The sequence below is a fragment of the Burkholderia sp. FW306-1C-G01B genome (assembly GCF_058781685.1).
Genome location: NZ_JBYSWZ010000024.1, coordinates 1 through 21,470, shown reverse-complemented (window position 1 = coordinate 21,470; position 21,470 = coordinate 1). Strand labels below are relative to the sequence as shown.

Genomic DNA, 21,470 nt, shown 5'->3' with positions numbered 1-21,470 from the left:
AACCGTATCCCGGGCCGCTGGTTTGCACCGCGGCCCGTTTGCATAGTTGGAATCACGCACACCATGACCACCGACACCACTGGCCGCACCGGCAATCCCGCGGCGGCCGCGAGCCCCGACCGGTTCCGCTACGGTTTCCTGAAGGGCAACCCGCAGCTCACGAAAAACGGCGAGCTGAAACACCTGCTGTCGATCGAGGGCCTGCCGCGCTCGATCGTCAACCACATCCTCGATACGGCCGAGCAGTTCGTCAGCGTGACGGACCGGGAAGTGAAGAAGGTGCCGCTGCTGCGCGGCAAGTCCGTCTTCAACCTGTTCTTCGAGAACTCGACGCGCACGCGCACGACCTTCGAAATCGCCGCGACGCGCCTGTCGGCCGACGTGCTGAACCTGAACATCAATGCATCGTCGACGAGCAAGGGCGAATCGCTGCTCGACACGATCAACAACCTGTCGGCGATGCATGCCGACCTGTTCGTCGTGCGCCACGCGTCGAGCGGCGCGCCGTACCTGATCGCCGAGCACTGCGCGCCGCACGTGCACGTGATCAACGCCGGCGACGGCCGTCATGCGCACCCGACGCAGGGCCTGCTCGACATGTACACGATCCGTCACTACAAGCGCGACTTCACGAAGCTGCGTGTGGCGATCGTCGGCGACATCCTGCATTCGCGCGTTGCGCGCTCCGACATTCACGCGCTCACCACGCTCGGCGTGCCGGAAGTGCGCGCGATCGGCCCGCGCACGCTGCTGCCGGGCGGCCTCGAGCAGATGGGCGTGAAGGTGTTCAACAACCTCGACGAAGGGCTGAAGGGCGTCGACGTGATCATCATGCTGCGCCTGCAGAACGAGCGGATGAGCGGCGCGCTGCTGCCGTCCGCGCAGGAATACTTCAAGACCTGGGGCCTGACGCCCGAGCGCCTCGCGCTCGCCGCGCCCGACGCGATCGTGATGCACCCGGGCCCGATGAACCGCGGCGTCGAGATCGATTCGCAGGTCGCCGACGGTCCGCAGTCGGTGATCCTCAACCAGGTCACGTTCGGCATCGCCGTGCGGATGGCGGTGATGGGCATCGTCGCCGGCAACAACGACTGAGCCCGCTTTCGCGCATCCTTATTCACGCAATCAACGCATTCACAGACAGCGCATGAAGATTCATATCAAAGGCGGCACGCTGATCGACCCGGTCGCCGGCACCGAACGGCAGGCCGACGTATTCGTCGCGGCCGGCAAGATCGCCGCGATCGCCGAGGCCGGCGCGGCGGCGCCGGCCGATTTCAACGCCGCGAAGACCATCGACGCGTCGGGCCTGATCGTCGCGCCCGGCCTCGTCGACCTGTGCGCGCGGCTGCGCGAGCCCGGCTACGAGCATAAGGCGACGCTCGCATCCGAGATGGCCGCGGCCGTCGCGGGCGGCGTCACGACCCTCGTGTGCCCGCCGGACACCGATCCCGTGCTCGACGAGCCGGGCCTCGTCGAGATGCTCAAGTTCCGCGCGAGCAACCTGCGCCAGGCGAACGTCCATCCGCTCGGCGCGCTGACCGTCGGCCTCAAGGGCGAAGTGATCACCGAGATGGTCGCGCTGACCGAATCCGGCTGCGTCGGCTTCACGCATGCCAACGTGCCGGTGCGCGACACGCAGGTGCTGCTGCGTGCGCTGCAGTACGCGAGCACCTACGGCTACACCACGTGGCTGCGCCCGCTCGACGCGTTCATCGGCCGCGGCGGCGTTGCCGCGAGCGGCGCGCTCGCGTCGCGGCTCGGGCTGTCCGGCGTGCCGGTCGCGGCCGAGACGATCGCGCTGCACACGATCTTCGAACTGATGCGCGTGACGGGCGCGCGCGTGCACCTCGCGCGGCTGTCGTCGGCGGCCGGCCTCGCGCTCGTGCGCGCGGCGAAGGCCGAGGGGCTGCCCGTGACCTGCGACGTCGGCGTGAACCACCTGCACCTGATCGACGTCGACATCGGCTATTTCGATTCGCAGTTCCGGCTCGACCCGCCGCTGCGCGGCGAGCGCGATCGCGAAGCGATCCGCGTGGCGCTTGCAGACGGCACGATCGACGCGATCTGCTCCGACCACACGCCTGTCGACGACGACGAGAAGCTGCTGCCGTTCGGCGAAGCGACGCCTGGCGCGACCGGGCTCGAGCTGCTGCTGTCGCTGACGCTGAAGTGGGCGGACGAGACGCGCACGCCGCTCGCGCAGGCGCTGCGCCGCATCACGTCCGCGCCGGCCGACGTGCTGAAGCTGCCGGCGGGCCGTCTGGCCGAAGGCGGTACGGCCGACCTGTGCGTGTTCGACCCGCGTGCGCACTGGCGCGTCGAGCCGCGTGCGCTGAAGAGCCAGGGCCACAACTCGCCGTTCCTCGGCTACGAACTGCCCGCCTGCGTGCGTACGACGCTCGTTGCCGGACAGATCGCGTTCGAGCGCCACTGAACCACGCCGGACCCTCGCCATGATTGCTCTTCGCAAGCTGCGTCTCGTCTTTCACCTGTTGCGCGGCATGGCGATCGTCGCGCTGCGTTTTTCGCACGTCACGCCCGCGCGCCGCGCCGAGATGACGCGCCGCTGGTCGCTCAAGATGCTGCGGATCTGCGGGATGCGCGTCGTCGTCCACAACGACGGCGCGCGGCTCGACGCGAGCGCGCTCGTCGTCGGCAACCACGTGTCGTGGCTCGACATCTATGCGGTCAACGCGTGGCGGCCGACGCCGTTCGTGTCGAAGGCCGAGGTGCGGCAGTGGCCGGTCGTCGGCTGGCTTGCCGAGAAGCTCGACACCGTGTTCCTGCAGCGCGAGAAGCGCACCGAGGCGATGCGGATCATGCACGAGATGGCCGAGCGCCTGCGCAACGGCGGGCTGATGTGCGTGTTTCCGGAAGGGACGACGTCCGACGGGCAGGAACTGCTGCCGTTCCATGCGAACCTGTTCCAGGCCGCGGTATCGGCCGGGTGCGCGGTTCAGCCGATTTGTCTGATGTACGAGGACGCGCAGCGGCGGCAGTCGGTCGCGCCGGCCTACACGGGCGAGCTGTCGCTCGGCACGTCACTCGACATGGTGCTGAGCGGCGGCCCGCTCGTCGCGCACCTGTACGTGTGCGAGCCGATCGCGCCGGGCGGCGACCGGCGGGCGACGTCCGCGGCGGCGCGCGACGCGATCGCGGCCGCGCTCGCGTCGATGCAGGAGAAGGTCGGCAAGCCGTCGGCCGAGTCGCTCGCGGAACTGGCGAAGCATGCGTATCCGGCGACCGAGCTTGGCGCCGGCGCGTCAGGCGACGGGGCGGCCGACGAGCCGGTGCCGGGGCGGGAGGGGTAAGGCGCTTCCCGGTCGGACGCCTCAGCGCGTAATCACTCGCCGCCCGGCGCGCCGCACGCTTCGCACTGCACCTGCGTGACCGTGCGCTGCGCCGGATCGGCCGTCAGCCGCACGGCCGACAGTTGGTTTCCCCAAACGCATCCCGAATCGAGCGCGACGAGGTTGTCGCGCAGCATCAGGCCGAGCGCGGCCCAGTGGCCGAACACGACCGTCACGTCCTCCGTGCGGCGCCCCGGCACGTCGAACCACGGCAGGTAGCCGGGCGGCGCGCTGGCGGGGCCGCCGTTTGCCTTGAATTCCATCGTGCCATCGGGTGTGCAGAAGCGCAGGCGCGTGAACGCGTTGAATGCGACGCGCATCCGGTCGCGTTTCTTCAGGTTCGGGCTCCACTGGTTCGGCTCGTTGCCGTACAGCTTCTGCAGCGTGTCGCGCCAGTCGGGCGCGCGCAGCGCGCGCTGGAGTTCGTCGGCGAGTTCGAGCGCGAGCGTGGCGTCCCATTGCGGCAGCAGGCCTGCATGTACGAGCAGCATCCCGTTCTCGGCGTGCACGAACGGGCGGTGGCGGACCCAGTCGAGCAGCGCTTCGGCGTCGGGCGCGTCGAGGATCTCGCCGATCGTGTCGCCCGGGCGTTCGGTGCGCAGGCCGGCGGAGACCGCGAGCAGGTGGAGGTCGTGATTGCCGAGTACCACGGTCGCGCGCGGGCCGAGGTCCACCAGCGCGCGCAGCGCGGCGAGGGAGTCCGGGCCGCGGTTGACGACGTCGCCGGCGATCCACAGCGGCGTGTCGGCGGGGGGCGAAAGCTGGTCGAGTAGCGACTGGAAAGCTGAATGACAGCCTTGGATGTCGCCGATGGCGATGGGGGGGCGGATCATGAAGGGGCGAGTCCTGCAGGTTTTCCAACAAACAAGAAAAATGATTGGTTTCAGCCAGCATTCTGCAACTTAAATTTCTCGAAATTGCATTGATTTGGCAAGAAATTTTATTCCTGCCAAGGGTGCGGAGCGCTGTATCAAGTTGTTAGCGGCATGGCTTTTGCTGCGGGCGGCTCCCTATAATTGTCGTTTTCCCGAACAAAATTAGCATTTCATGACTTTGGCGGCCGTGTCGACCGGTTAAAATTCCCGGTCTGATGTACCGAGCACAATACTGACGAATTCGACGTGGCCGCCGCCCCAGGGCGCCGGCCACGCACTACGAGAGGGAACCTCATGATTCTGGTTACGGGCGGCGCAGGGTTTATCGGTGCCAATTTTGTACTCGACTGGCTACGCGATTCCGACGAAGCGGTACTCAATGTCGACAAGCTGACCTATGCGGGCAACCTCCGTACGCTGCAATCGCTGGAAGGCAATTCGAAGCATGTGTTCGCACGCGTCGACATTTGCGATCGTACCGCGCTCGACGCGCTGTTCGCTGAGCACAAGCCACGCGCGGTGCTGCACTTCGCCGCCGAAAGCCACGTCGACCGCTCGATCCACGGCCCGGCCGATTTCGTGCAGACCAACGTCGTCGGTACGTTCACGCTGCTCGAAGCGGCCCGCCAGTACTGGAATGGCCTAAACGACACCGACAAGGCGGCGTTCCGCTTCCTGCACGTGTCGACCGACGAGGTGTTCGGCTCGCTGTCCGCCACCGATCCGCAATTCTCCGAAACGACGCCATACGCTCCGAACAGCCCGTATTCCGCGACGAAGGCCGGTTCGGATCATCTGGTGCGCGCCTACCATCATACGTACGGCCTGCCGACGCTGACGACGAACTGTTCGAACAACTACGGCCCGTACCAGTTCCCCGAAAAGCTGATCCCGCTGATGATCGCGAATGCGCTCGCCGGCAAGCCGCTGCCCGTGTACGGCGACGGCCAGAACGTGCGTGACTGGCTGTATGTCGGCGACCACTGCAGCGCGATCCGTGAAGTACTGGCGCGCGGCGTGCCGGGCGAGACGTACAACGTCGGCGGCTGGAACGAGAAGAAGAACCTCGAAGTCGTGCATACGCTGTGCGACCTGCTCGACAAGGCGCGCCCGAAGGCGGCCGGTTCGTATCGCGACCAGATCACCTACGTGACGGATCGCCCCGGCCACGATCGCCGCTACGCGATCGATGCGCGCAAGCTCGAGCGCGAGCTTGGTTGGAAGCCGGCGGAAACGTTCGAGACGGGCCTCGCGAAGACCGTCGACTGGTATCTCGACAACCAGGTATGGGCCGATGAAGTCGCGTCGGGCGAGTACCGGAAGTGGGTCGAGACCAACTACGCGAAGCGCGCTTGAGGAGACACGCGATGGCACGTAAAGGCATCATTCTCGCGGGCGGTTCCGGCACGCGGCTGTATCCGATCACGCACGTCGTCTCGAAACAGCTGCTGCCCGTGTACGACAAGCCGATGATTTACTATCCGCTGTCGACGCTGATGGTCGCCGGCATTCGCGACGTGCTGATTATCTCGACGCCGCAGGACACGCCGCGTTTCGAATCGATGCTCGGCGACGGCAGCCAGTGGGGGATGAACATCCAGTACGCGGTGCAGCCGTCGCCTGACGGGCTCGCGCAGGCATTCATCATCGGCAAGGAATTCGTCGGCAACGATCCGTCGGCTCTGATTCTTGGCGACAACATCTTCTACGGCCACGATCTCGCGAAGCAACTCGAGCGTGCGCATGCGCAGGAAACCGGCGCGACGGTGTTTGCGTATCACGTGCACGATCCGGAGCGTTACGGCGTCGTCGAGTTCGACAAGTCGTTCCGCGCGCTGTCGATCGAAGAGAAGCCGGCAAAGCCGCGTTCGCACTATGCGGTGACTGGCCTGTATTTCTACGACAACCGCGTGTGCGATATCGCGGCCGACATCAAGCCGTCGCCGCGCGGCGAGCTGGAAATCACCGACGTCAATTCGCAGTATCTGAAGGATGGCGCGCTCAATGTCGAGATCATGGGGCGTGGTTACGCATGGCTCGATACCGGCACGCACGATTCGTTGATCGAGGCAGCCAGCTTCATCGCGACGCTGCAGAAGCGGCAGGGTCTCGTGGTCGCGTGCCCGGAAGAAATCGCGTATCGCCGCAGCTGGATCGACGCGGAGCAGGTGCTGAAGCTTGCACAGCCGCTCGCGAAGAACGCGTACGGGCAGTACCTCAAGAACATTCTCACGGATCAAGTCGCATGGCCATCCAAGTAACGGCGACGGCGCTGCCCGAAGTCAAGATCATCGAGCCGAAGGTGTTCGGCGACGCGCGCGGGTTCTTCTACGAAAGTTTCAACGGGAAGGAATTCGCCGAGCAGGTCGAACCCGGTATCGAATTCGTGCAGGACAACCATTCGCGCTCGTCGAAGGGTGTGCTGCGCGGGCTGCATTATCAGATCCAGCATGCGCAGGGGAAGCTGGTTCGCGTGGTCGAAGGTGAAGTGTTCGACGTCGCGGTCGATATTCGAAAGAGTTCGCCGAACTTCGGCAAGTGGGTCGGTGTGGTGCTGTCGAATGACAACCACAAGCAACTGTGGGTGCCGCCCGGCTTCGCGCACGGGTTCGTCGTGCTGTCGGAAGCCGCGCAGTTCCTCTACAAGACGACCGATTACTGGTTCCCCGAGCATGAGCGCAGCATCGTCTGGAACGATCCCGAAATCGGAATCGAATGGCCGATCGATTTCGAGCCGCTGCTCGCCGCGAAGGATGCGGCCGGCAAGCGTTTGGGCGAAGCCGAAGTTTTTGCATGAGGAGGCGCATGAGTCAGCCGAAGATTCTGGTGACCGGCGTCAGCGGTCAGGTCGGGTTCGAGTTGTTGCGAGCCCTTCAGGGGCTAGGAACCGTCGTTGCCTGCGATCGCTCCATGGTGGACCTCACCGATCTCGATCGTTTGCGCGCCGTGGTACAGGAGCAGGCTCCGGCCATCATCGTCAATCCTGCCGCCTATACGGCGGTCGACAAGGCCGAGGACGAAGTCGAGCTGTCAATGCGGCTGAATGCCGAAGTGCCGGCCATCTTGGCAGAGGAGGCGGCGCGTCTCGGGGCCGTGCTTGTGCATTATTCGACGGACTATGTGTTCGACGGCACGAAGGATGATCAATACGTCGAGGACGACCCCGTCAATCCGCAAAACGCTTACGGACGGAGCAAGCTCGTGGGTGAGCAAGCGATTGCTGCATCCGGATGCGCCCATCTGATTTTGCGGACGAGCTGGGTCTACGGTATCCGCGGCAAGAACTTCCTCTTGACGATGCTGCGCCTTGGCGCGGAGCGTGAAGAATTGAACGTCGTGGCCGACCAGATTGGCGCACCAACGTGGTCGAAGACGATCGCGACGCTCACGGCCCATATCCTCGCTCAGGCTGCAGGTGTCGGCGAAGCAGATCGCGACGCATGGTGGCGTGAACGATCGGGTATCTATCATCTTTGTGCGTCGGGTTCGACGTCATGGCATGGCTTCGCCGAAGCTATCTTCGACGCGTCGAATCTCGCGCGCAAGCCGAAGGTCAATCCTATCCCGGCATCGTCTTATCCGACTCCCGCCGCGCGACCGGCCAACTCCCGGATGTCTGGCGACAAGCTGTCGAGAACGTTTGGAATCCGGGCACCCGACTGGCACGATGCGTTGCGCCTGTGCATGGCGGAAAGATGAGTACAGAACTGCGCGCAGGCGCGGTTGTCGTGTTTTACAATCCGGATGCCGCTTGTGTCGAGCGGGCCAACCGCTTGGCAGAACAGCTTCGGTGCGTTGTGGTCGACAACTCGCCGACTATGCGGAGCGCGAAGGATCTGGGGCTTGCCGAGTCGATCGAATATCTTCCCAATGGCGACAACAAAGGTATCGGTGCAGCGTTGAATTGCGGCGTGGCGGCTTTGATCGACGAAGGGTACGAGGCAGCATTCGTATTCGATCAGGATAGCGAGCCATCACCCATGTTGCTGACGGAGCTATCGCGCGTGATCGCGAAAGCCAATGTCAATTTCGTGAAGATCGCCTTGGCTGGCCCGGCTTACGACGATGCGAGACTCGGCGGCGTGGCTCCGTTCGTGCGATTTCGAGTTTGTCGGCTCGAACGCGTCATGCCTGCGGGACACGATCTGATCGATGTTGATTTCCTGATCACATCCGGGTCATGCATCAATCTGCGTTACTGGGCGGAGATCGGCGGGATGGATGAGTCGCTCTTCATCGATTTCGTCGATCTCGAATGGTGTGTCCGGGCCAAGCATCGCGGGTTCAGGGTCGTTGGCGTGCCGTGGGTAACGATGCAGCATGAATTGGGCGAAGAGCCCGTGCGGATACTTGGCCGTGCGTATCCGATGCACAATCCGCTGAGGCATTACTACCTATTCAGGAATGCCGTCGCCCTGTTTCGTCGCGGCTATGTTCCCTGGCGGTGGAAAAGCTCGGAGGCGTTGAAGCTGCCAGTGCGACTCGCCATTTACGCGTTGTTCCCCAAACAGGCGCAGGAACATTGGCGGATGGCGTGGCGCGGGTTGCTTGACGGTTTACGTGGAAAGGCCGGGCCCTACTCGCGCTGACGATGGCGGAGGGAGTGACCCCGTCCATCGCCTTGAGTACTGCCTCATTCGAGCATGTCGAGACGTGGCGGATCGGCAAGCGCGAATGGCGCGACCTGGCCGTTCAGCGTCAGGTTGGGATTGTAGGCAGGATCGAACTCAAAATGACCGGCCCAGCGATTTTCCATCCAGCGCACCTCGCCGACGAACCGCTGATACTTGTCCGGATCCATGTCGGAGCCGCGCGTTGCCGATTCGTGGTGGTATAACTCGGCATACGGCGTCCAGACATTCCGATAGCCGGCCTCTCGGACACGAAGGCAAAAGTCCACATCATTGAAGGCGACTGCGAGTTCCTCGTCCAGTCCGCCGACCTTCAAGTAGATGGCTTTGCTGATGACGAGGCATGCTGCGGTGACGGCGGACAGATTTTGCATGGCCACGGCACGGCAGAAGTAGCCGTACTGTCCTCTTGGCAGCAAGGTATGCATATGGCCAGCCACGCCGCCCAATCCGATTACCACACCACCGTGCTGCAGCTTGTTGTTCGGATACCAGAGTGCGGCTCCGACTGCGCCATTTCCGGGTTGTGACGCAATGCCGACGAGTTCGTCCAGCCAGTCCGGCGAAATGACTTCGATATCGTTGTTTAGCAGGCAGACATAGTCGCCTGTCGCGATCTCGACGGCCCGATTGTTCAGCGCGGAAAAATTGAATGGCGAATCATCCCGCAGGATTCGAACTCGGGAATCGGTTCTCAGCGAATCGAAATATGCAAGTGTTTCCGGTTTCACGCTGCCGTTGTCGACAACGATGATCTCGTAGTTCGGATAGATCGTCCTGGCGAAGATGCTATCAATGCACTGCTTGAGAATCGACAGGCCGTCGCGCGTCGGAATGATGATGGAAGTCTTCGGCGCAGGTCGAGGGAGCGCATATCTGACGCGAAGCGTCGAATGCTCATTGCATGGGTGCTCGACGATTGCACGCGTCTGCGTACGGGCGAGATGCTCTTCAAGCGCACGGATCGCGGCTAGTAATGCGTACGGTTTTTCGCTTCCGCTAGTCGCGGTGCTGCCGGGAAGGATGCGCCAGTGGTATAGGACATGAGGAATATGAACCACTGCATCGTGTCCGGCAATTTCAATGCAACGAAGCGCGAGATCGTAATCCTGACTCCCTTCGAGTCCTTTCCTGAATCCCCCTGCGTCGCGCACGAGGGCCGTTTCGTACACGCCCAGATGTGAAAACACATTCTGGGAGAGAAACAGCTGCGGATTCCAGTCACTCTTGAAATACGGCGAGGTTCGCTCGCCGTCGGCCGAAAGCTTGTCCTCGTCGCTGTAGAACATCCGTGCGTCCGGATGCCTGTTCAGGTACTTGACTACCATGAACAAGGCGTGCGGCGGAATGACGTCGTCGTGATCGAGCAATGCGACATATTCACCGGTCGCGATGTTGAGCGCACTGTTGCTTGCCTCGGAGATGTGCCCGTTCACAGACCGATACACGACCTTGATTCGGTTGTCACTTGCACGAGCCGCTTCGAGTACCGCTCTAACCGATTCGGATGGTGATGCGTCGTCGGCGATGCACAGTTCCCAATGCGGATAAACCTGCGCACGGACTGATTCGATCATTTCGCGTAGAAAGCGCTCGTCGCTGTTGTACGTGGGTACGACAATCGAGATCAGCGGACGGCGCTCGAAATGTTCGATTTCGGCGAGTGACTGGATTCTTCTTTGCTGGGTGAACGTGTCATAGCGTTCGATCCATGAACGATAGACTTCGGTCGGGAGGGGGCTATCTGCAAAGCCGGCACCGTTCTTCAGCCGACTCAGGCGTGCGCGTAGCCCGCGAAGGCCATCGCGCCGTAATGCTCCCAGGTTGTAGCGAAAGGCACTGACGTAGCCTCCGCGTATCTGCGCCTGACGAGAGAGTGTCTGAAACGTCAGTCGGATCATGCGCGCGATGCGGTTCAGGCCCCGTAGCGGCGCTGTCACGCGCCACGACGTCGAATTACGCAGTGCTGCGATCTCGATCCGCAACCTGATGACTTCTGCTTGCGCAGCAGCGCCAGCGTCCGCCTCTACGCGTGCTTGCTTCAATTGCTCTCCCAGCAGATGCGTACGCAAGAGGGCTTCTGTAAGCTGATGTTCGAGCGGCTTGTCGCGAGACGCGTCGCTGCCGGGCGCAGTCGACGGTCGTGAGTTATGCATCATGGCGATGTGATGTTAATCCTGAGACGGGACGGCTGATTCGACCGACAGCGAGATGTTCCGCATGGGTATTCCGATCAGTCCAGTCGATGACGTCGCGGCCTCCGACTTGAATACATAGGCGTCATGTACACGGAGCAGCAACTGCTCTCCGGGCAACGCGGCGTCCGCGACAATGACGTCGACAGCATAGTCGCCGGGCGCGAGAACCGGCATCAGGAAAGTGAACTCGGCAGCTATCTGTTCGTTTTCTGCAACGCTGAGCGGCTGCTCCGTGGAGACCCAGTACGTGTGATCGCCGAACAGCATGCGACCCAGTTTGTCCTTGACGGTGAACCCGACCACCGCTTCGGATATCGGATGGGCGACCGATGCCTTGATGCGCAGTGTTGCGAGTTCTCCGCCGGCCATCCAGAGCATCCGGTTGCCATCGTCTCTCGTCAGCTCTACCGATTCGAGCAATGCGCCGCCGCGGAGTGCGGTTCCGGTTTGCGAAGGATCGAAAGTGAAATTTCGGGCGGCTGCGGTTTCGCGAGACGAGTATCGGGCCCGCTGATCCAGTCTTTCTCCGTCATTGCTATCGAGGGCGGCCACTGGAGGCGCTGAGATACTGCTCTTGCCTTGCTGCGACTCGTAATAGGCTTGCAGGTAGCGATTGCTGACATCTTTTGGGTCGCCTTCGTCGACGATCACGCCGCGATCGATCCAGACGGCACGTGTACACAGGGTCCGGATTGCCGATGTGTCATGGCTCACGAACAGGATCGTGCCGGTCTGCATGAACTGGCGAAGAAAGCGCATGCATTTTTGCGTAAAGAACGCGTCTCCGACGGCCAATGCCTCGTCGATCACGAGAATATCGGCGTCGACGTGTGCGATCACCGCGAAGGCGAGGCGCACGAACATACCACTGGAGTAGGTCTTGATCGGCTGATCTATGAACTCGCCGATATCGGCGAACGCTTCGATCGCGGCAAAGCGTTGGTCGATCTGCTCTTTCGAGAGACCGTGTAGCTGTCCGTTCATGTAGACGTTTTCTCGCCCGGTGTATTCGGGTTCGAAGCCGGAGCCGAGCTCAAGCAAGGCCGCGATTCGGCCAGCCGTGCGAATTGAACCTTCGGTTGGGGATAGCGTCCCACAGATGATCTGCAGTAACGTGCTTTTCCCGGATCCATTTCTGCCGATGATCCCGACTGTTTCGCCGCGGTTCACTGTCAGATCAATGTGGCGCAATGCCCAGAAGGTTCGACCCGCGGCCTCTGCATGCCGGCGCAATCGGGTTTTGAGCTTCATGCCGGGGGCAAGGCGTGCGGCGAAGTTGAAAACCGACTGGACAAGACGGTCGGACGGCCGGTCATATGCTTTGAAGCCCTTGCCGAGCGACGCTACCTCGATGACGCGCTCAGATGACATCCGCGAACCCTTTTCGTGTTTTCTGGAACCATGCGAAACCGATCCACGACACGATCAGGCTGATCGCCAGATAGCCGCTCCAGATCGTCCAATCAATCGGCTTGCCCCAAATCAGGACGTTTCGGCTTTGTTCGATGGGGAAGGTCAGCGGATTCCAGTACACCAAGTTCCGGATGTTTTCGGGCAACGATGAAAGAGGAAAAAAGATCGGTGACAGGAACATCAGTGCGGTCACCAGAATGCCTATCGTTTGGCCAATGTCGCGCAGGTAGACACCGGTGGCCGACAGTAGCCACGAGATGCCCAGAATTAGCAAACAAAGCGGGGCCAGAACGACAGGCAGCAACAGCGCCGTGATCGGGACGCTGCCCTGGATTAGGAATTCGGCGACCAAGAGAATCGTGATGCTGACGAATGCGTGAAAGAGTGCCGAAAGCAAGCTGATGCACGGCAGGATTTCAAGCGGAAAGACGATCTTCTTGACGAAATTGGTGTTGACTAGTACTAGCGACGGCGCGCGGTTCACGCATTCCGAGAATATGTTGAACGTCAGCATGCCGGCGAAAAGCACAACCGCGAATTCGCTGTGCGAGCCTGGCGTCGATTGCCCGCCCCAGCGGGACTTGAACACCCCGCTGAACACGAACGTATACACGCTCAACATGAGGAGCGGGGTAAGCATCGACCAGAGGATGCCGAGTGCCGACCCTTTGTAACGCCCGACAGCATCTCGCCGGGCGAGATCGAACATGAGGCGGCGGTTCTTCACCAGCGATGTCAATAGGTACGTCGGCGAGGCACTGAAGCTTTGCATGGGTCTACGAACGGAAGCGGTGAGAGGCAGGAGTGGTTTCGAGTCTGCCCGAGCGGCCATATGCGGCGGAGGCCCGAATGTGGTACCCGAGACGGAATCAGGGGATTATCTCATAGCCTGTTTTGCTGTCCGCTGCATTCGGCACGCTTGGGCGTACCGAATGCATCACTGGTAACCAAATGTGTGTAGGGCCTCAAGCGCACTGTATTCGCAATGCGCGATGACGTCTGGCGAGAGCTGGCTTCTCCACGCACTGATCCGCTCGGGAAGGAACGGTTGCGCGAGGTTTAGGTGGCTCGGATTCGTGCGCAGCTCGGGGCCGCGTCGGCTTGCATCCAGCATCGACTCCTGGAACGGAACGTCGAGGAATCGCGTAAGTTGCTCGATGGTGGCTGCCGGTTGCAACACGAAATCCTCATATCGGATGAGCGCGTAATTCGGGCGATCCTTGAGCACGTGATACAGATGCAAATTTGTGTAACTCCAGATCCGCGGAAAATACTCATCGATGCCGGCAGGTGCCCAATCGACGTTCAGCAGCGATGCAACGGACCCGCGGACGTCGCGAATGATGTGAACGAACTTGATTGGGGCGTCGAGCAGGCCAGACTGTTCGAGCTTGCGGATCGACAGCAGGTCGTCCGGAGACTTGTCACCGCATTCCCGCTTGCCGAGCCGGTTTGCGAGTTCGCGATACAGTGCCTGAAGCGCGCCGGCGAGCGTAGGTTCGGCCGACTTGATTACGTTGCGGATGTCGTCTTCGGTGAAATGTTGTCCGAAAACCACGGGAAAGTCATCGGATGCAACCAGCGAATGCGCGATGACGTCAGCAGCCTTCTCCCAGTTCGAGATGCTTCCCGCGATGTGGGCGCTGGTGCTGATCAACGTCGTTTGCATCGGGATGAACAAGTCGGGGTGGAGGTTGAGTGTCTCTTTAAGCAGCGTCGTGCCGGAACGGGGCGAGCCGAAGATAATGAACATGTCGGGAGGAGGGTCTTTGCTGTTGCTGGGCGGGGCAAGTGCTGTCGCGGCGCCAAATCATCAATTATTGCAGATCGACGGGGATGAGGTTGTTACTTCCGGTTACCAGTGAAACCGATGGCGCTCGATGTTGCGGCTCGCGACGGGATATCCGGCGTCGATACCCGCCAGCTGCGGGGGCGGTTTGTTAAAATAGCGTGTTGCGCCCGGCTCGGTGAGCTGGGTAATTTGCAGTGGTGCGCGGATCGCGCCTTCGACGAAAGGGCTTCAATGTCACAGCAGATTGTCATTCGAGCATCAGGAGTGGCAAAAGGATTTCATTCATACGATTTGCCGGCGAATCGCCTCAAGCAGGCGGCGTTCAGCATGGCGAGCCGTATGCTACCGAGCCGCAAGGGGCGCGGTTACGCGCGGGCGAAATCGGATGCTTATGCCGATGTCTTCTGGGCGTTGAATGACGTCAGCTTCGAGGTCGCCAAGGGCGAAACGATCGGAATCATCGGCAGGAATGGTTCCGGAAAGAGTACGTTGTTGCAGATTGTCTGCCAGACGCTTTCGCCGACCCGGGGATCGATCGATACGGTTGGTAGGGTGGCCGCCTTGCTTGAGCTCGGCTCAGGGTTCGATCTCGAATATACGGGCCGCGAGAACATTTATCTGAACGCGCAGCTTCACGGGCTGTCGCGTCGCCAGATCGATGAGAGGCTCGACAGGATCATCGAGTTCGCTGATATCGGTGAATTTATCGACCAGCCGGTGAAGACGTATTCGAGCGGCATGTTTGTGCGGCTCGCATTTGCGGTCATCGCGCACGTGGATGCCGACATCCTTGTCGTGGACGAAGCGCTGGCGGTCGGTGACGCTTTCTTCAATCAGAAGTGTATGCGGTTCATGGACCAGTTTCGGAAAACTGGCACGATTCTATTTGTCAGTCACGACACGTCGACCGTCAAGAAGCTGTGCTCGCGTGTCATTTGGATTGACAAGGGCAAGGTCAAGCGCGAAGGGGATCCGGGGGCAGTGTGCGAGGCATATCTGGACGCCTATTTCGACGCTGCGCCTCCAACTGATGCGACGCCTGCGCAGACGCACACGTCAGGCCCGCGTGGCAGTGAGGCGCAAACCGATACGCGACTGTCGACAATCAACTTTACTCCCTTTCGTAACGACATCGAAGTGCTTCGGTTCGATCCCCATGCAGCCTCGTTCGGCAGTGGTGCGGCGCGCATTGTCAATGTCGAGTTCATCGATGATGCAAATGTGCCGCTCGCGTGGGCGGTGGGTGGAGAGTGCGTCACGCTGCAAGTGACCGCCGCTATTCACGATGACGTGCGCGCACCCATCGTCGGCTTTTTTTTAAACGATCACCTTGGCCAACCGTTGTTCGGGGAAAACACTTACCTGACTTACAAAGGCGAGAACTCATCATGTCGCGCCGGCGATACGCTGGTGGCTCGCTTCTCGTTTACGATGCCGCTTTTGCCGGTCGGCGAGTATGCGCTCAACGTGGCGATCGCTGACGGAACCCAGCAAAACCATGTGCAACTGCACTGGATTCATGACGCATTGCCGATTCACGTGCATTCGTCGAGTATTGAACATCACCTCCTTGCAGTGCCAATGCTGCGCGTGGGCGTTTCCGCTTCGTCAGTCGCGTAGCGCCAAGATTACTATGGCCAACGAATATTTGAAGATTTCCGAGCATGCATCGTCATCGCCAAGCCGCGATTCCGAAACGACGTCAGATCAGAACGACGATCTTGTCTGGGATGGTGAACGCTATATTCCCGGCATGTCGGCTCAGATCGAAATGGAGCACATGCATCGGTATCTCGTTGCGCGCAAGCTCGCGTCGGGGCTGCGTGTGCTCGACATCGCGTGTGGTGAAGGGTATGGGTCATTTGCGCTGTCTCGAACCGCGGCGTCCGTCGTAGGTGTCGACATCAGTGACGACGCGATTCACCACGCGCAATCCGCGTATGGTCGCGCGGCGGATAACCTGACGTTCGTCGTCGGATCAGCCGCTGACATTCCGCTGGCCGATGCAAGCGTCGACATGGTTGTGAGCTTCGAAACGATCGAACATCACGATCAGCACGAGGCGATGATGCGTGAGATTAAGCGGGTACTGCGTCCCGACGGTTTCGTCATCATTTCGAGTCCGAACAAGTACGAGTACTCCGATGTACCAGGATACTCAAACCCGTGGCATGTCAAGGAACTCTATCTGGACGAGTTCGAGTCTCTCTTGCATTCGCAGTTCTCACAAGTGGCGCTTTACGGCCAGCGGGTGATGACGGGATCAGTGCTCGCTGCGCTCGAGTTGCGCGAAGCGCCAATGCGTACGTTGCAACGGGACGATATGACGGGCGACGACGAGCATACCGGTATTGCTCGGCCGCTCTACTTCGTTGCGCTGGCATCGGACGTTAAGCTTCCAAGTCTCGACGTGACGATGTACGAGGTTGCCAATGTGGCCGGCGAGACGATTTCGAAGACCCAGAGTGGCCGAGTCGAATGTAAGGTGTACTGGCAGACGGATACGGACGAGTCGTGGTCCGAGCGTCATGCCATGGGATGTTATGTGCTTGGAGACGGAAACGAGCGCGTCGCGCATCTTGAATTGCGCGAGCCGGCAGCGGCGCTCAATGTGCGGAAGCTGCGTATCGACGTGACCGATCGCCCTGGCGTTGTCGATCTGATCGATGTCCAACTTGTCGATCCCGACGGGCGTGTTCTTTGGACATGGTGCAGCGATTTTGCCGGGAAACCGGAGGTGTCGGGCGCGTTCGTCCTTGAGGACGGTTGGCCGATAAAGCTCGTCGTCCCGGGTGACGATCCATGGTTTGAGTTGCCGGCGCCGGATCATGTATTGCAAAAACTGACCAATGGTTGCGCGTTATCGCTCCGCCTTTCGGTGCGTGCGGAGGCTGGTGCGATCGCGGAACTTGCGATCCGATCGGACGAACAGTTGAAGAAACTGAAAACGCATATTAGGGGAGCGATACAGGAAAGTGGTGTTGGGGAAACCATCGGTGACACAGTGACGTCCGGGAATGCCGTCGGCGAGGTCGGTATCGACGACGCGCTGAGGGGGCTTGCGCGCATGACGGATCGCCTCGAGACGGAACGGGTTATCCGCGAACGTCTCGAGGCGGAACTCGAAGAGAAAGAAAAATGCGCTGCGATCCTGTCCGAGAATGTGCTCGACCTCGAGCGCGAACTCGCGCGCATGACGGATCGCCTCGGGACGGAACGGGTTATTCGCGAACGTATCGAGACGGAACTCGACGAGAAAGAAAAATGCGCAGCGGTTCTGTCCGAGAATGTGCTCGGCCTTGAGCGCGAACGCGAGCGAATTTCAAACGAGCACCATCGCGCCGTTGACGAGTTGCGGCGGCGCGGCGAGCTACTCCGAACCGCGGCCGCTGATGCCGATGCGCGTGTAAGACAACGCGATGAATATATCAATGCGCTGTTTGCCAGCACGTCGTGGCGCATCACGAAGCCGCTTCGCTTTGCAAAGCGCCTGACGGTCGGGGGCGCCGAGCGTGCTGCGGCGATCCGCTCGGCGGGCAAGGTGCTCTATCGGCGACTCCCGGTTCCTCATTTCTTCAAGCGAAAGGTAAAGGGGCTCTTTTTCAGGGTGTTTCCGGGCGTGTTTGCGCATACGCGCGCGTATCAGGACTGGGCGGCGCTGCGTAGCCGGTTGCGTGGTGAGGTCGTAGCCGTGCCGGTCCAGGAGCATGCTGCTGCAGCGTCGGCGTCATCGTTCGTTGAGCCTGAACCGAAGGCTGATGAAATGAATCTCGCGGCGCAGCTTCTGCCGGTCATGGCGGTAAGCCCGTCGCAGGACTATCAGTCATTTCCGCCGACGGCGCCGCGAAAGGTGCCAGTGAAGGCTATCGCCTTCTACTTGCCGCAATTCCATCCGTTCCCGGAGAACGACGAATGGTGGGGGCGCGGCTTCACCGAGTGGACGAACGTAACGCGCGCCGTGCCCCAGTTCGCCGGGCATTATCAACCGCACTTGCCCGGCGAGCTCGGCTTCTACGATCTCCGGATCCCTGACGTGCAACGCCGTCAGGTTGAACTCGCGAAAGCGGCAGGGTTGGGCGGCTTCTGCTTCTACTTCTACTGGTTTGGCGGCAAGCGCTTGATGGAAGCTCCGATACGCCAGTATCTTGAACATCGTGAATTCGACCTGCCGTTTTGCCTGTGCTGGGCAAACGAGAACTGGACGCGTCGCTGGGACGGTCTGGATCAAGAACTGCTGATTTCGCAGCATCACTCGCCCGAGGACGATCTGGCGTTTATCGAGCATGTCGCTCAGTACATGCGCGACGCTCGTTATATCCGCATCGATGGCCGCCCACTGCTACTGGTGTATCGTCCGAATCTGCTTCCCGATGCGCTCGCCACCGTTGCGCGGTGGCGAGAGTGGGCTAGAGCAAATGGGCTCGGGGAGCTGTATCTCGCTTACACGCAGTCGTTCGAAAGGGTGGATCCGCGTGAATACGGATTCGATGCGGCCATCGAATTCCCGCCGAACAACAGTCAACCGCCGTCGAAGGCAGATAGCGTTACGTTGATCAATGGGGGTTACGCCGGCCATATCCTGGACTGGACGCATTATCTGGAGCGCAGCCGATCGTATCAGGATACCGAGTACCGCTTGTTCCGCGGTGTGACGCCATCGTGGGACAACGAGGCTCGCAAGCCTGGGCGCGGAACCGTATTTGTCGGCTCGACACCTAAGTTGTACGAGGAGTGGCTATGCAATGCAGCGACTGATACCGTGCGGCGGATCGGGAACCCGGATGAGCGTCTTGTCTTCATCAATGCGTGGAACGAGTGGGCAGAGGGGGCACACCTCGAACCGGATCGTCGGTACGGCTATGCGTGGCTGCAAGCCACTAACAATGCACTTTCGCGCGCAAGTGCGGCTGGCAGTGCGCGTCGTGTCCTGGTCGTCTCTCACGATGCCTACGCACACGGCGCACAGTTTCTCGCGCTCAATCTGGTTAAGACGCTGGCTGTGGAGTTCGGCGTCGACGTGGAGACCGTGTTGCTTGGCGAGGGGCCGCTGAAGTCGGAGTTCGAGCGTTGGGGGGCCGTTCACGACCTGGCCGGTGTCGATCCCGAGGGCGACGCGGCGCAGGCGTTGATCGACAAGTTGGTACAGCGAGGTTTTAGCGCTGCGATCTGCAACACGACCGTATCGGGGCTGTTTGCAGGGGCTTTGTCGCGCGCCGGCGTGAATTGCATCGCGCTCGTCCACGAACTTCAGGGCATGTTGGCCAAGCACGGGCTCGAACGTCACGCGGCGGAGATATCGCGGCATGCGGAAGCAGTCGTTTTTCCTGCCGAAATGGTGCAGCGCTCGTTCATGGAGTTCTCTGCCCTCGACGAGCAGCAGATTCGCGTGCGTCCGCAAGGGCTGTACAAACGCAATCAGATGCGAGGCGATGTCGCGCGCGCGCGTTCCGCGTTGCGCGAACGTCTCCATCTTCCGGGCGACGCGAAGATCGTGCTAGGCGTGGGTTATGCCGACTTCCGTAAAGGGATCGACCTGTATGCGCAGGCGGCAGCGAATCTCGCCGACCGAGACGATACCTATTTCGTGTGGGTAGGCCATTGGGAGAGCGCAGCAAAGGCCGCGGCTGATGAGATCGTTTTGGAACACAGTCTGCAACACAAGGTTGTGTTCACAGGACTCGATGCCGATACCGATCTTTATTATGCCGGCGCGGATGTGCTCGCGTTGACGTCGCGTGAGGATCCGTTTCCGTCCGTTGTGCTCGAGGCGTTAGAAGTGGGGGTGCCTGTCGTTGCGTTCGACGGAGCGAGTGGCAGTTGCGAACTGCTGAAGCGAGGCGGCGGTGTGGTTGTCCCATTCGAAGATGTTGGCGCTTTCGCTGCCGCGCTGCGCAATCTGATCGAGTCTCCGAAGCTTACGCAGGACCTCGGTTCGAAGGGGGCGCGAATCGTGGCGGACGAATTTTCGTTCCGCCACTACGTGTATGACCTCCTCGACATGCTGAACTGCGGATTCAAGCGCGTCTCTGTCGTTGTTCCCAACTATAACTACGAACGCTATATCGGCGAGAGATTGGATTCGATCCTCAAACAGACGTATCCAATCTATGAACTGATCGCGCTTGACGACAATTCGTCGGATGGGAGTGTGCCCGTGATCCGCGAGCATTTGGCGAATCAGAGCGTTGACAATCGCCTGTTCGTGAATAGTGTGAACTCGGGGTCGGTGTTTGCCCAATGGAAACGAGGCGTCGAGTTCGCGAGAGGCGATTTCGTGTGGATTGCCGAAGCGGATGATTTGTCACAGCCGGAGTTTCTCGCGACCGTCGTAAGTGGGTTCGACGATGAACAAACCGTGCTGAGTTACTGCGAATCGAAGCAGATGGCTGAAACGGGCGAGATCATCTGCGAACACTATCGCGACTACGTGGCGGACATCTCCGCCGCGAAATGGACCAAGGCGTATATCGACGACGGCGAGCGGGAAATATCCGAAGCGCTTGCCGTCAAGAACACCATCCCCAACGTCAGTGCGGTCGTGTTCCGGAGAGGGATCCTCAAGGATGTGCTTGAGCGCCACTTCGAGGACATTCGACAGTTTCGTGTCGCGGGCGACTGGATGGTGTATCTGCGGGTGATGGATCGCGGCAGGGTCGCGTTCGTCCCCGAGTCGCTCAACCTTCATCGCCGGCACGCCGCCAGCGTAACCATCGGCGGCGATGCCGAGGCGCTGCTCAAGGAGATTCGAACGGTTCAGCTATGGGTGCGCCGACATCATATGGTCGATGCTTCCATCGTCGAAATCGCGGATCGATATGCGCTGGAGCTTTGTTCCCAGTTCGATGTGGATGCGTTCGTGATTGATGAGATGAAGGAGTAGCGCGGCTCTAAAGAGGGGGCGGGTGATCTGCTATAGAAATCCTGGACAGAAACGAGTGTTAGTGTTTCGGAGCGAGTTTCCCAATGTGAACGGGAGGTTGGCGATGAAACGCAAACAGTACTCGGTGGAGCAGATCGTGGCGGCGTTCAAGCAGGCTGAGCTGGGCATGCCGGTGGCGGACCTGATCCGGCAGTTGGGGATTTCCGAGCAGACGTATTACCGCTGGAAGAAACAGTACGCGGGCCTGGAATCCAGGTCCGCGAGCCGAAGCAGCTCCAGGACGAGAATGCGCGGCTCAAGAAGCTGGTCGCGGAGCTGAGCCTGGACA

Annotated in this window: 15 protein-coding genes and 1 pseudogene; 11 read left to right on the top strand and 5 right to left on the bottom strand. The window is 60.8% G+C overall.

Annotation, left to right across the window (positions count from 1 at the left end; translation table 11 throughout):
• The first annotated feature begins 63 nt into the window (after positions 1 to 63).
• The 3 genes from AC3WLY_RS33420 to AC3WLY_RS33410 are packed head-to-tail and all read left to right on the top strand — an operon-like array spanning position 64 to position 3,314.
• Positions 64 to 1,095: an aspartate carbamoyltransferase catalytic subunit gene (locus AC3WLY_RS33420; protein ID WP_072436190.1), complete on the top strand. Its 1,032-nt coding sequence runs from the start codon at positions 64 to 66 to the stop codon at positions 1,093 to 1,095.
• A 52-nt stretch (positions 1,096 to 1,147) separates the two neighbouring features.
• Positions 1,148 to 2,437 carry a dihydroorotase gene (locus AC3WLY_RS33415; RefSeq protein WP_310144046.1) on the top strand — a complete coding sequence of 430 codons (1,290 nt, stop codon included), beginning with the start codon at positions 1,148 to 1,150 and terminating at the stop codon, positions 2,435 to 2,437.
• A 19-nt stretch (positions 2,438 to 2,456) separates the two neighbouring features.
• On the top strand, positions 2,457 to 3,314 hold the full coding sequence (locus AC3WLY_RS33410) for a lysophospholipid acyltransferase family protein (RefSeq protein ID WP_492310661.1): 858 nt from the start codon (positions 2,457 to 2,459) through the stop codon (positions 3,312 to 3,314).
• Between the two features lie 32 nt (positions 3,315 to 3,346).
• On the opposite strand, the gene AC3WLY_RS33405 is transcribed toward AC3WLY_RS33410, so the two are convergent.
• The gene (locus AC3WLY_RS33405; protein ID WP_492310662.1) at positions 3,347 to 4,186 is read right to left on the bottom strand and encodes a symmetrical bis(5'-nucleosyl)-tetraphosphatase; all 840 of its coding nucleotides are present in this window, start codon (positions 4,184 to 4,186) and stop codon (positions 3,347 to 3,349) included.
• A 336-nt stretch (positions 4,187 to 4,522) separates the two neighbouring features.
• Between AC3WLY_RS33405 and rfbB the strand changes: the two genes are divergently transcribed.
• From rfbB to AC3WLY_RS33380, 5 genes are read left to right on the top strand one after another with little or no spacing between them, the layout of a single operon-like run.
• Positions 4,523 to 5,584, top strand: coding sequence for a dTDP-glucose 4,6-dehydratase (gene rfbB, locus AC3WLY_RS33400; RefSeq protein WP_072436186.1), 1,062 nt, complete (start codon positions 4,523 to 4,525; stop codon positions 5,582 to 5,584).
• An 11-nt stretch (positions 5,585 to 5,595) separates the two neighbouring features.
• Complete coding sequence (gene rfbA, locus AC3WLY_RS33395; RefSeq protein WP_492310663.1) at positions 5,596 to 6,489, top strand: glucose-1-phosphate thymidylyltransferase RfbA; 894 nt, start codon at positions 5,596 to 5,598, stop codon at positions 6,487 to 6,489.
• Positions 6,474 to 7,025 carry a dTDP-4-dehydrorhamnose 3,5-epimerase gene (rfbC, locus tag AC3WLY_RS33390; RefSeq protein ID WP_492310664.1) on the top strand — a complete coding sequence of 184 codons (552 nt, stop codon included), beginning with the start codon at positions 6,474 to 6,476 and terminating at the stop codon, positions 7,023 to 7,025. Before rfbA ends, rfbC begins: the two co-directional genes overlap by 16 nt.
• An 8-nt stretch (positions 7,026 to 7,033) precedes the next feature.
• A complete protein-coding gene (gene rfbD, locus AC3WLY_RS33385; protein WP_492310665.1) occupies positions 7,034 to 7,927 on the top strand; it encodes a dTDP-4-dehydrorhamnose reductase in 894 nt (297 codons plus the stop codon).
• On the top strand, positions 7,924 to 8,817 hold the full coding sequence (locus AC3WLY_RS33380; protein ID WP_492310666.1) for a glycosyltransferase family 2 protein: 894 nt from the start codon (positions 7,924 to 7,926) through the stop codon (positions 8,815 to 8,817). The genes rfbD and AC3WLY_RS33380 overlap by 4 nt, the downstream gene beginning before the upstream one ends.
• A gap of 44 nt (positions 8,818 to 8,861) precedes the next feature.
• Here AC3WLY_RS33380 and AC3WLY_RS33375 read toward each other — a convergent pair whose 3' ends face one another.
• The 4 genes from AC3WLY_RS33375 to AC3WLY_RS33360 all read right to left on the bottom strand — a co-directional run bounded on the left by AC3WLY_RS33375 (position 8,862) and on the right by AC3WLY_RS33360 (position 14,223).
• Positions 8,862 to 10,760 carry a glycosyltransferase family 2 protein gene (locus tag AC3WLY_RS33375; RefSeq protein WP_492310671.1) on the bottom strand — a complete coding sequence of 633 codons (1,899 nt, stop codon included), beginning with the start codon at positions 10,758 to 10,760 and terminating at the stop codon, positions 8,862 to 8,864.
• A 270-nt stretch (positions 10,761 to 11,030) separates the two neighbouring features.
• On the bottom strand, positions 11,031 to 12,428 hold the full coding sequence (locus AC3WLY_RS33370; protein WP_492310667.1) for an ABC transporter ATP-binding protein: 1,398 nt from the start codon (positions 12,426 to 12,428) through the stop codon (positions 11,031 to 11,033).
• Entirely contained in the window at positions 12,418 to 13,242 is an 825-nt protein-coding gene (locus tag AC3WLY_RS33365; RefSeq protein WP_492310668.1) for an ABC transporter permease, read from the bottom strand. The genes AC3WLY_RS33370 and AC3WLY_RS33365 overlap by 11 nt, the downstream gene beginning before the upstream one ends.
• A 165-nt stretch (positions 13,243 to 13,407) precedes the next feature.
• A complete protein-coding gene (locus AC3WLY_RS33360) occupies positions 13,408 to 14,223 on the bottom strand; it encodes a sulfotransferase family protein (RefSeq protein WP_492310669.1) in 816 nt (271 codons plus the stop codon).
• A gap of 270 nt (positions 14,224 to 14,493) precedes the next feature.
• On the opposite strand from AC3WLY_RS33360, the gene AC3WLY_RS33355 reads away from it, so the two are divergent.
• The 3 genes and pseudogenes from AC3WLY_RS33355 to AC3WLY_RS33345 all read left to right on the top strand — a co-directional run.
• Positions 14,494 to 15,882 (top strand): ABC transporter ATP-binding protein, encoded by a 1,389-nt coding sequence (locus tag AC3WLY_RS33355; RefSeq protein ID WP_492310672.1) that lies wholly within the window; start codon positions 14,494 to 14,496, stop codon positions 15,880 to 15,882.
• A 13-nt stretch (positions 15,883 to 15,895) separates the two neighbouring features.
• Complete coding sequence (locus tag AC3WLY_RS33350; protein WP_492310670.1) at positions 15,896 to 21,142, top strand: glycoside hydrolase family 99-like domain-containing protein; 5,247 nt, start codon at positions 15,896 to 15,898, stop codon at positions 21,140 to 21,142.
• A gap of 103 nt (positions 21,143 to 21,245) precedes the next feature.
• Positions 21,246 to 21,470 (top strand): annotated as a pseudogene (locus AC3WLY_RS33345) (transposase); the annotation flags it as partial.

Bases quoted from the DNA above. Each gene is read 5' to 3' on its own strand.
- AC3WLY_RS33420 (WP_072436190.1), top strand. From the start codon at position 64: ATGACCACCGACACCACTGGCCGCACCGGCAATCCCGCGGCGGCCGCG.
- AC3WLY_RS33415 (WP_310144046.1), top strand. From the start codon at position 1,148: ATGAAGATTCATATCAAAGGCGGCACGCTGATCGACCCGGTCGCCGGC.
- AC3WLY_RS33410 (WP_492310661.1), top strand. From the start codon at position 2,457: ATGATTGCTCTTCGCAAGCTGCGTCTCGTCTTTCACCTGTTGCGCGGC.
- AC3WLY_RS33405 (WP_492310662.1), bottom strand. From the start codon at position 4,186: ATGATCCGCCCCCCCATCGCCATCGGCGACATCCAAGGCTGTCATTCA.
- rfbB (WP_072436186.1), top strand. From the start codon at position 4,523: ATGATTCTGGTTACGGGCGGCGCAGGGTTTATCGGTGCCAATTTTGTA.
- rfbA (WP_492310663.1), top strand. From the start codon at position 5,596: ATGGCACGTAAAGGCATCATTCTCGCGGGCGGTTCCGGCACGCGGCTG.
- rfbC (WP_492310664.1), top strand. From the start codon at position 6,474: ATGGCCATCCAAGTAACGGCGACGGCGCTGCCCGAAGTCAAGATCATC.
- rfbD (WP_492310665.1), top strand. From the start codon at position 7,034: ATGAGTCAGCCGAAGATTCTGGTGACCGGCGTCAGCGGTCAGGTCGGG.
- AC3WLY_RS33380 (WP_492310666.1), top strand. From the start codon at position 7,924: ATGAGTACAGAACTGCGCGCAGGCGCGGTTGTCGTGTTTTACAATCCG.
- AC3WLY_RS33375 (WP_492310671.1), bottom strand. From the start codon at position 10,760: ATGATCCGACTGACGTTTCAGACACTCTCTCGTCAGGCGCAGATACGC.
- AC3WLY_RS33370 (WP_492310667.1), bottom strand. From the start codon at position 12,428: ATGTCATCTGAGCGCGTCATCGAGGTAGCGTCGCTCGGCAAGGGCTTC.
- AC3WLY_RS33365 (WP_492310668.1), bottom strand. From the start codon at position 13,242: ATGCAAAGCTTCAGTGCCTCGCCGACGTACCTATTGACATCGCTGGTG.
- AC3WLY_RS33360 (WP_492310669.1), bottom strand. From the start codon at position 14,223: ATGTTCATTATCTTCGGCTCGCCCCGTTCCGGCACGACGCTGCTTAAA.
- AC3WLY_RS33355 (WP_492310672.1), top strand. From the start codon at position 14,494: ATGTCACAGCAGATTGTCATTCGAGCATCAGGAGTGGCAAAAGGATTT.
- AC3WLY_RS33350 (WP_492310670.1), top strand. From the start codon at position 15,896: ATGGCCAACGAATATTTGAAGATTTCCGAGCATGCATCGTCATCGCCA.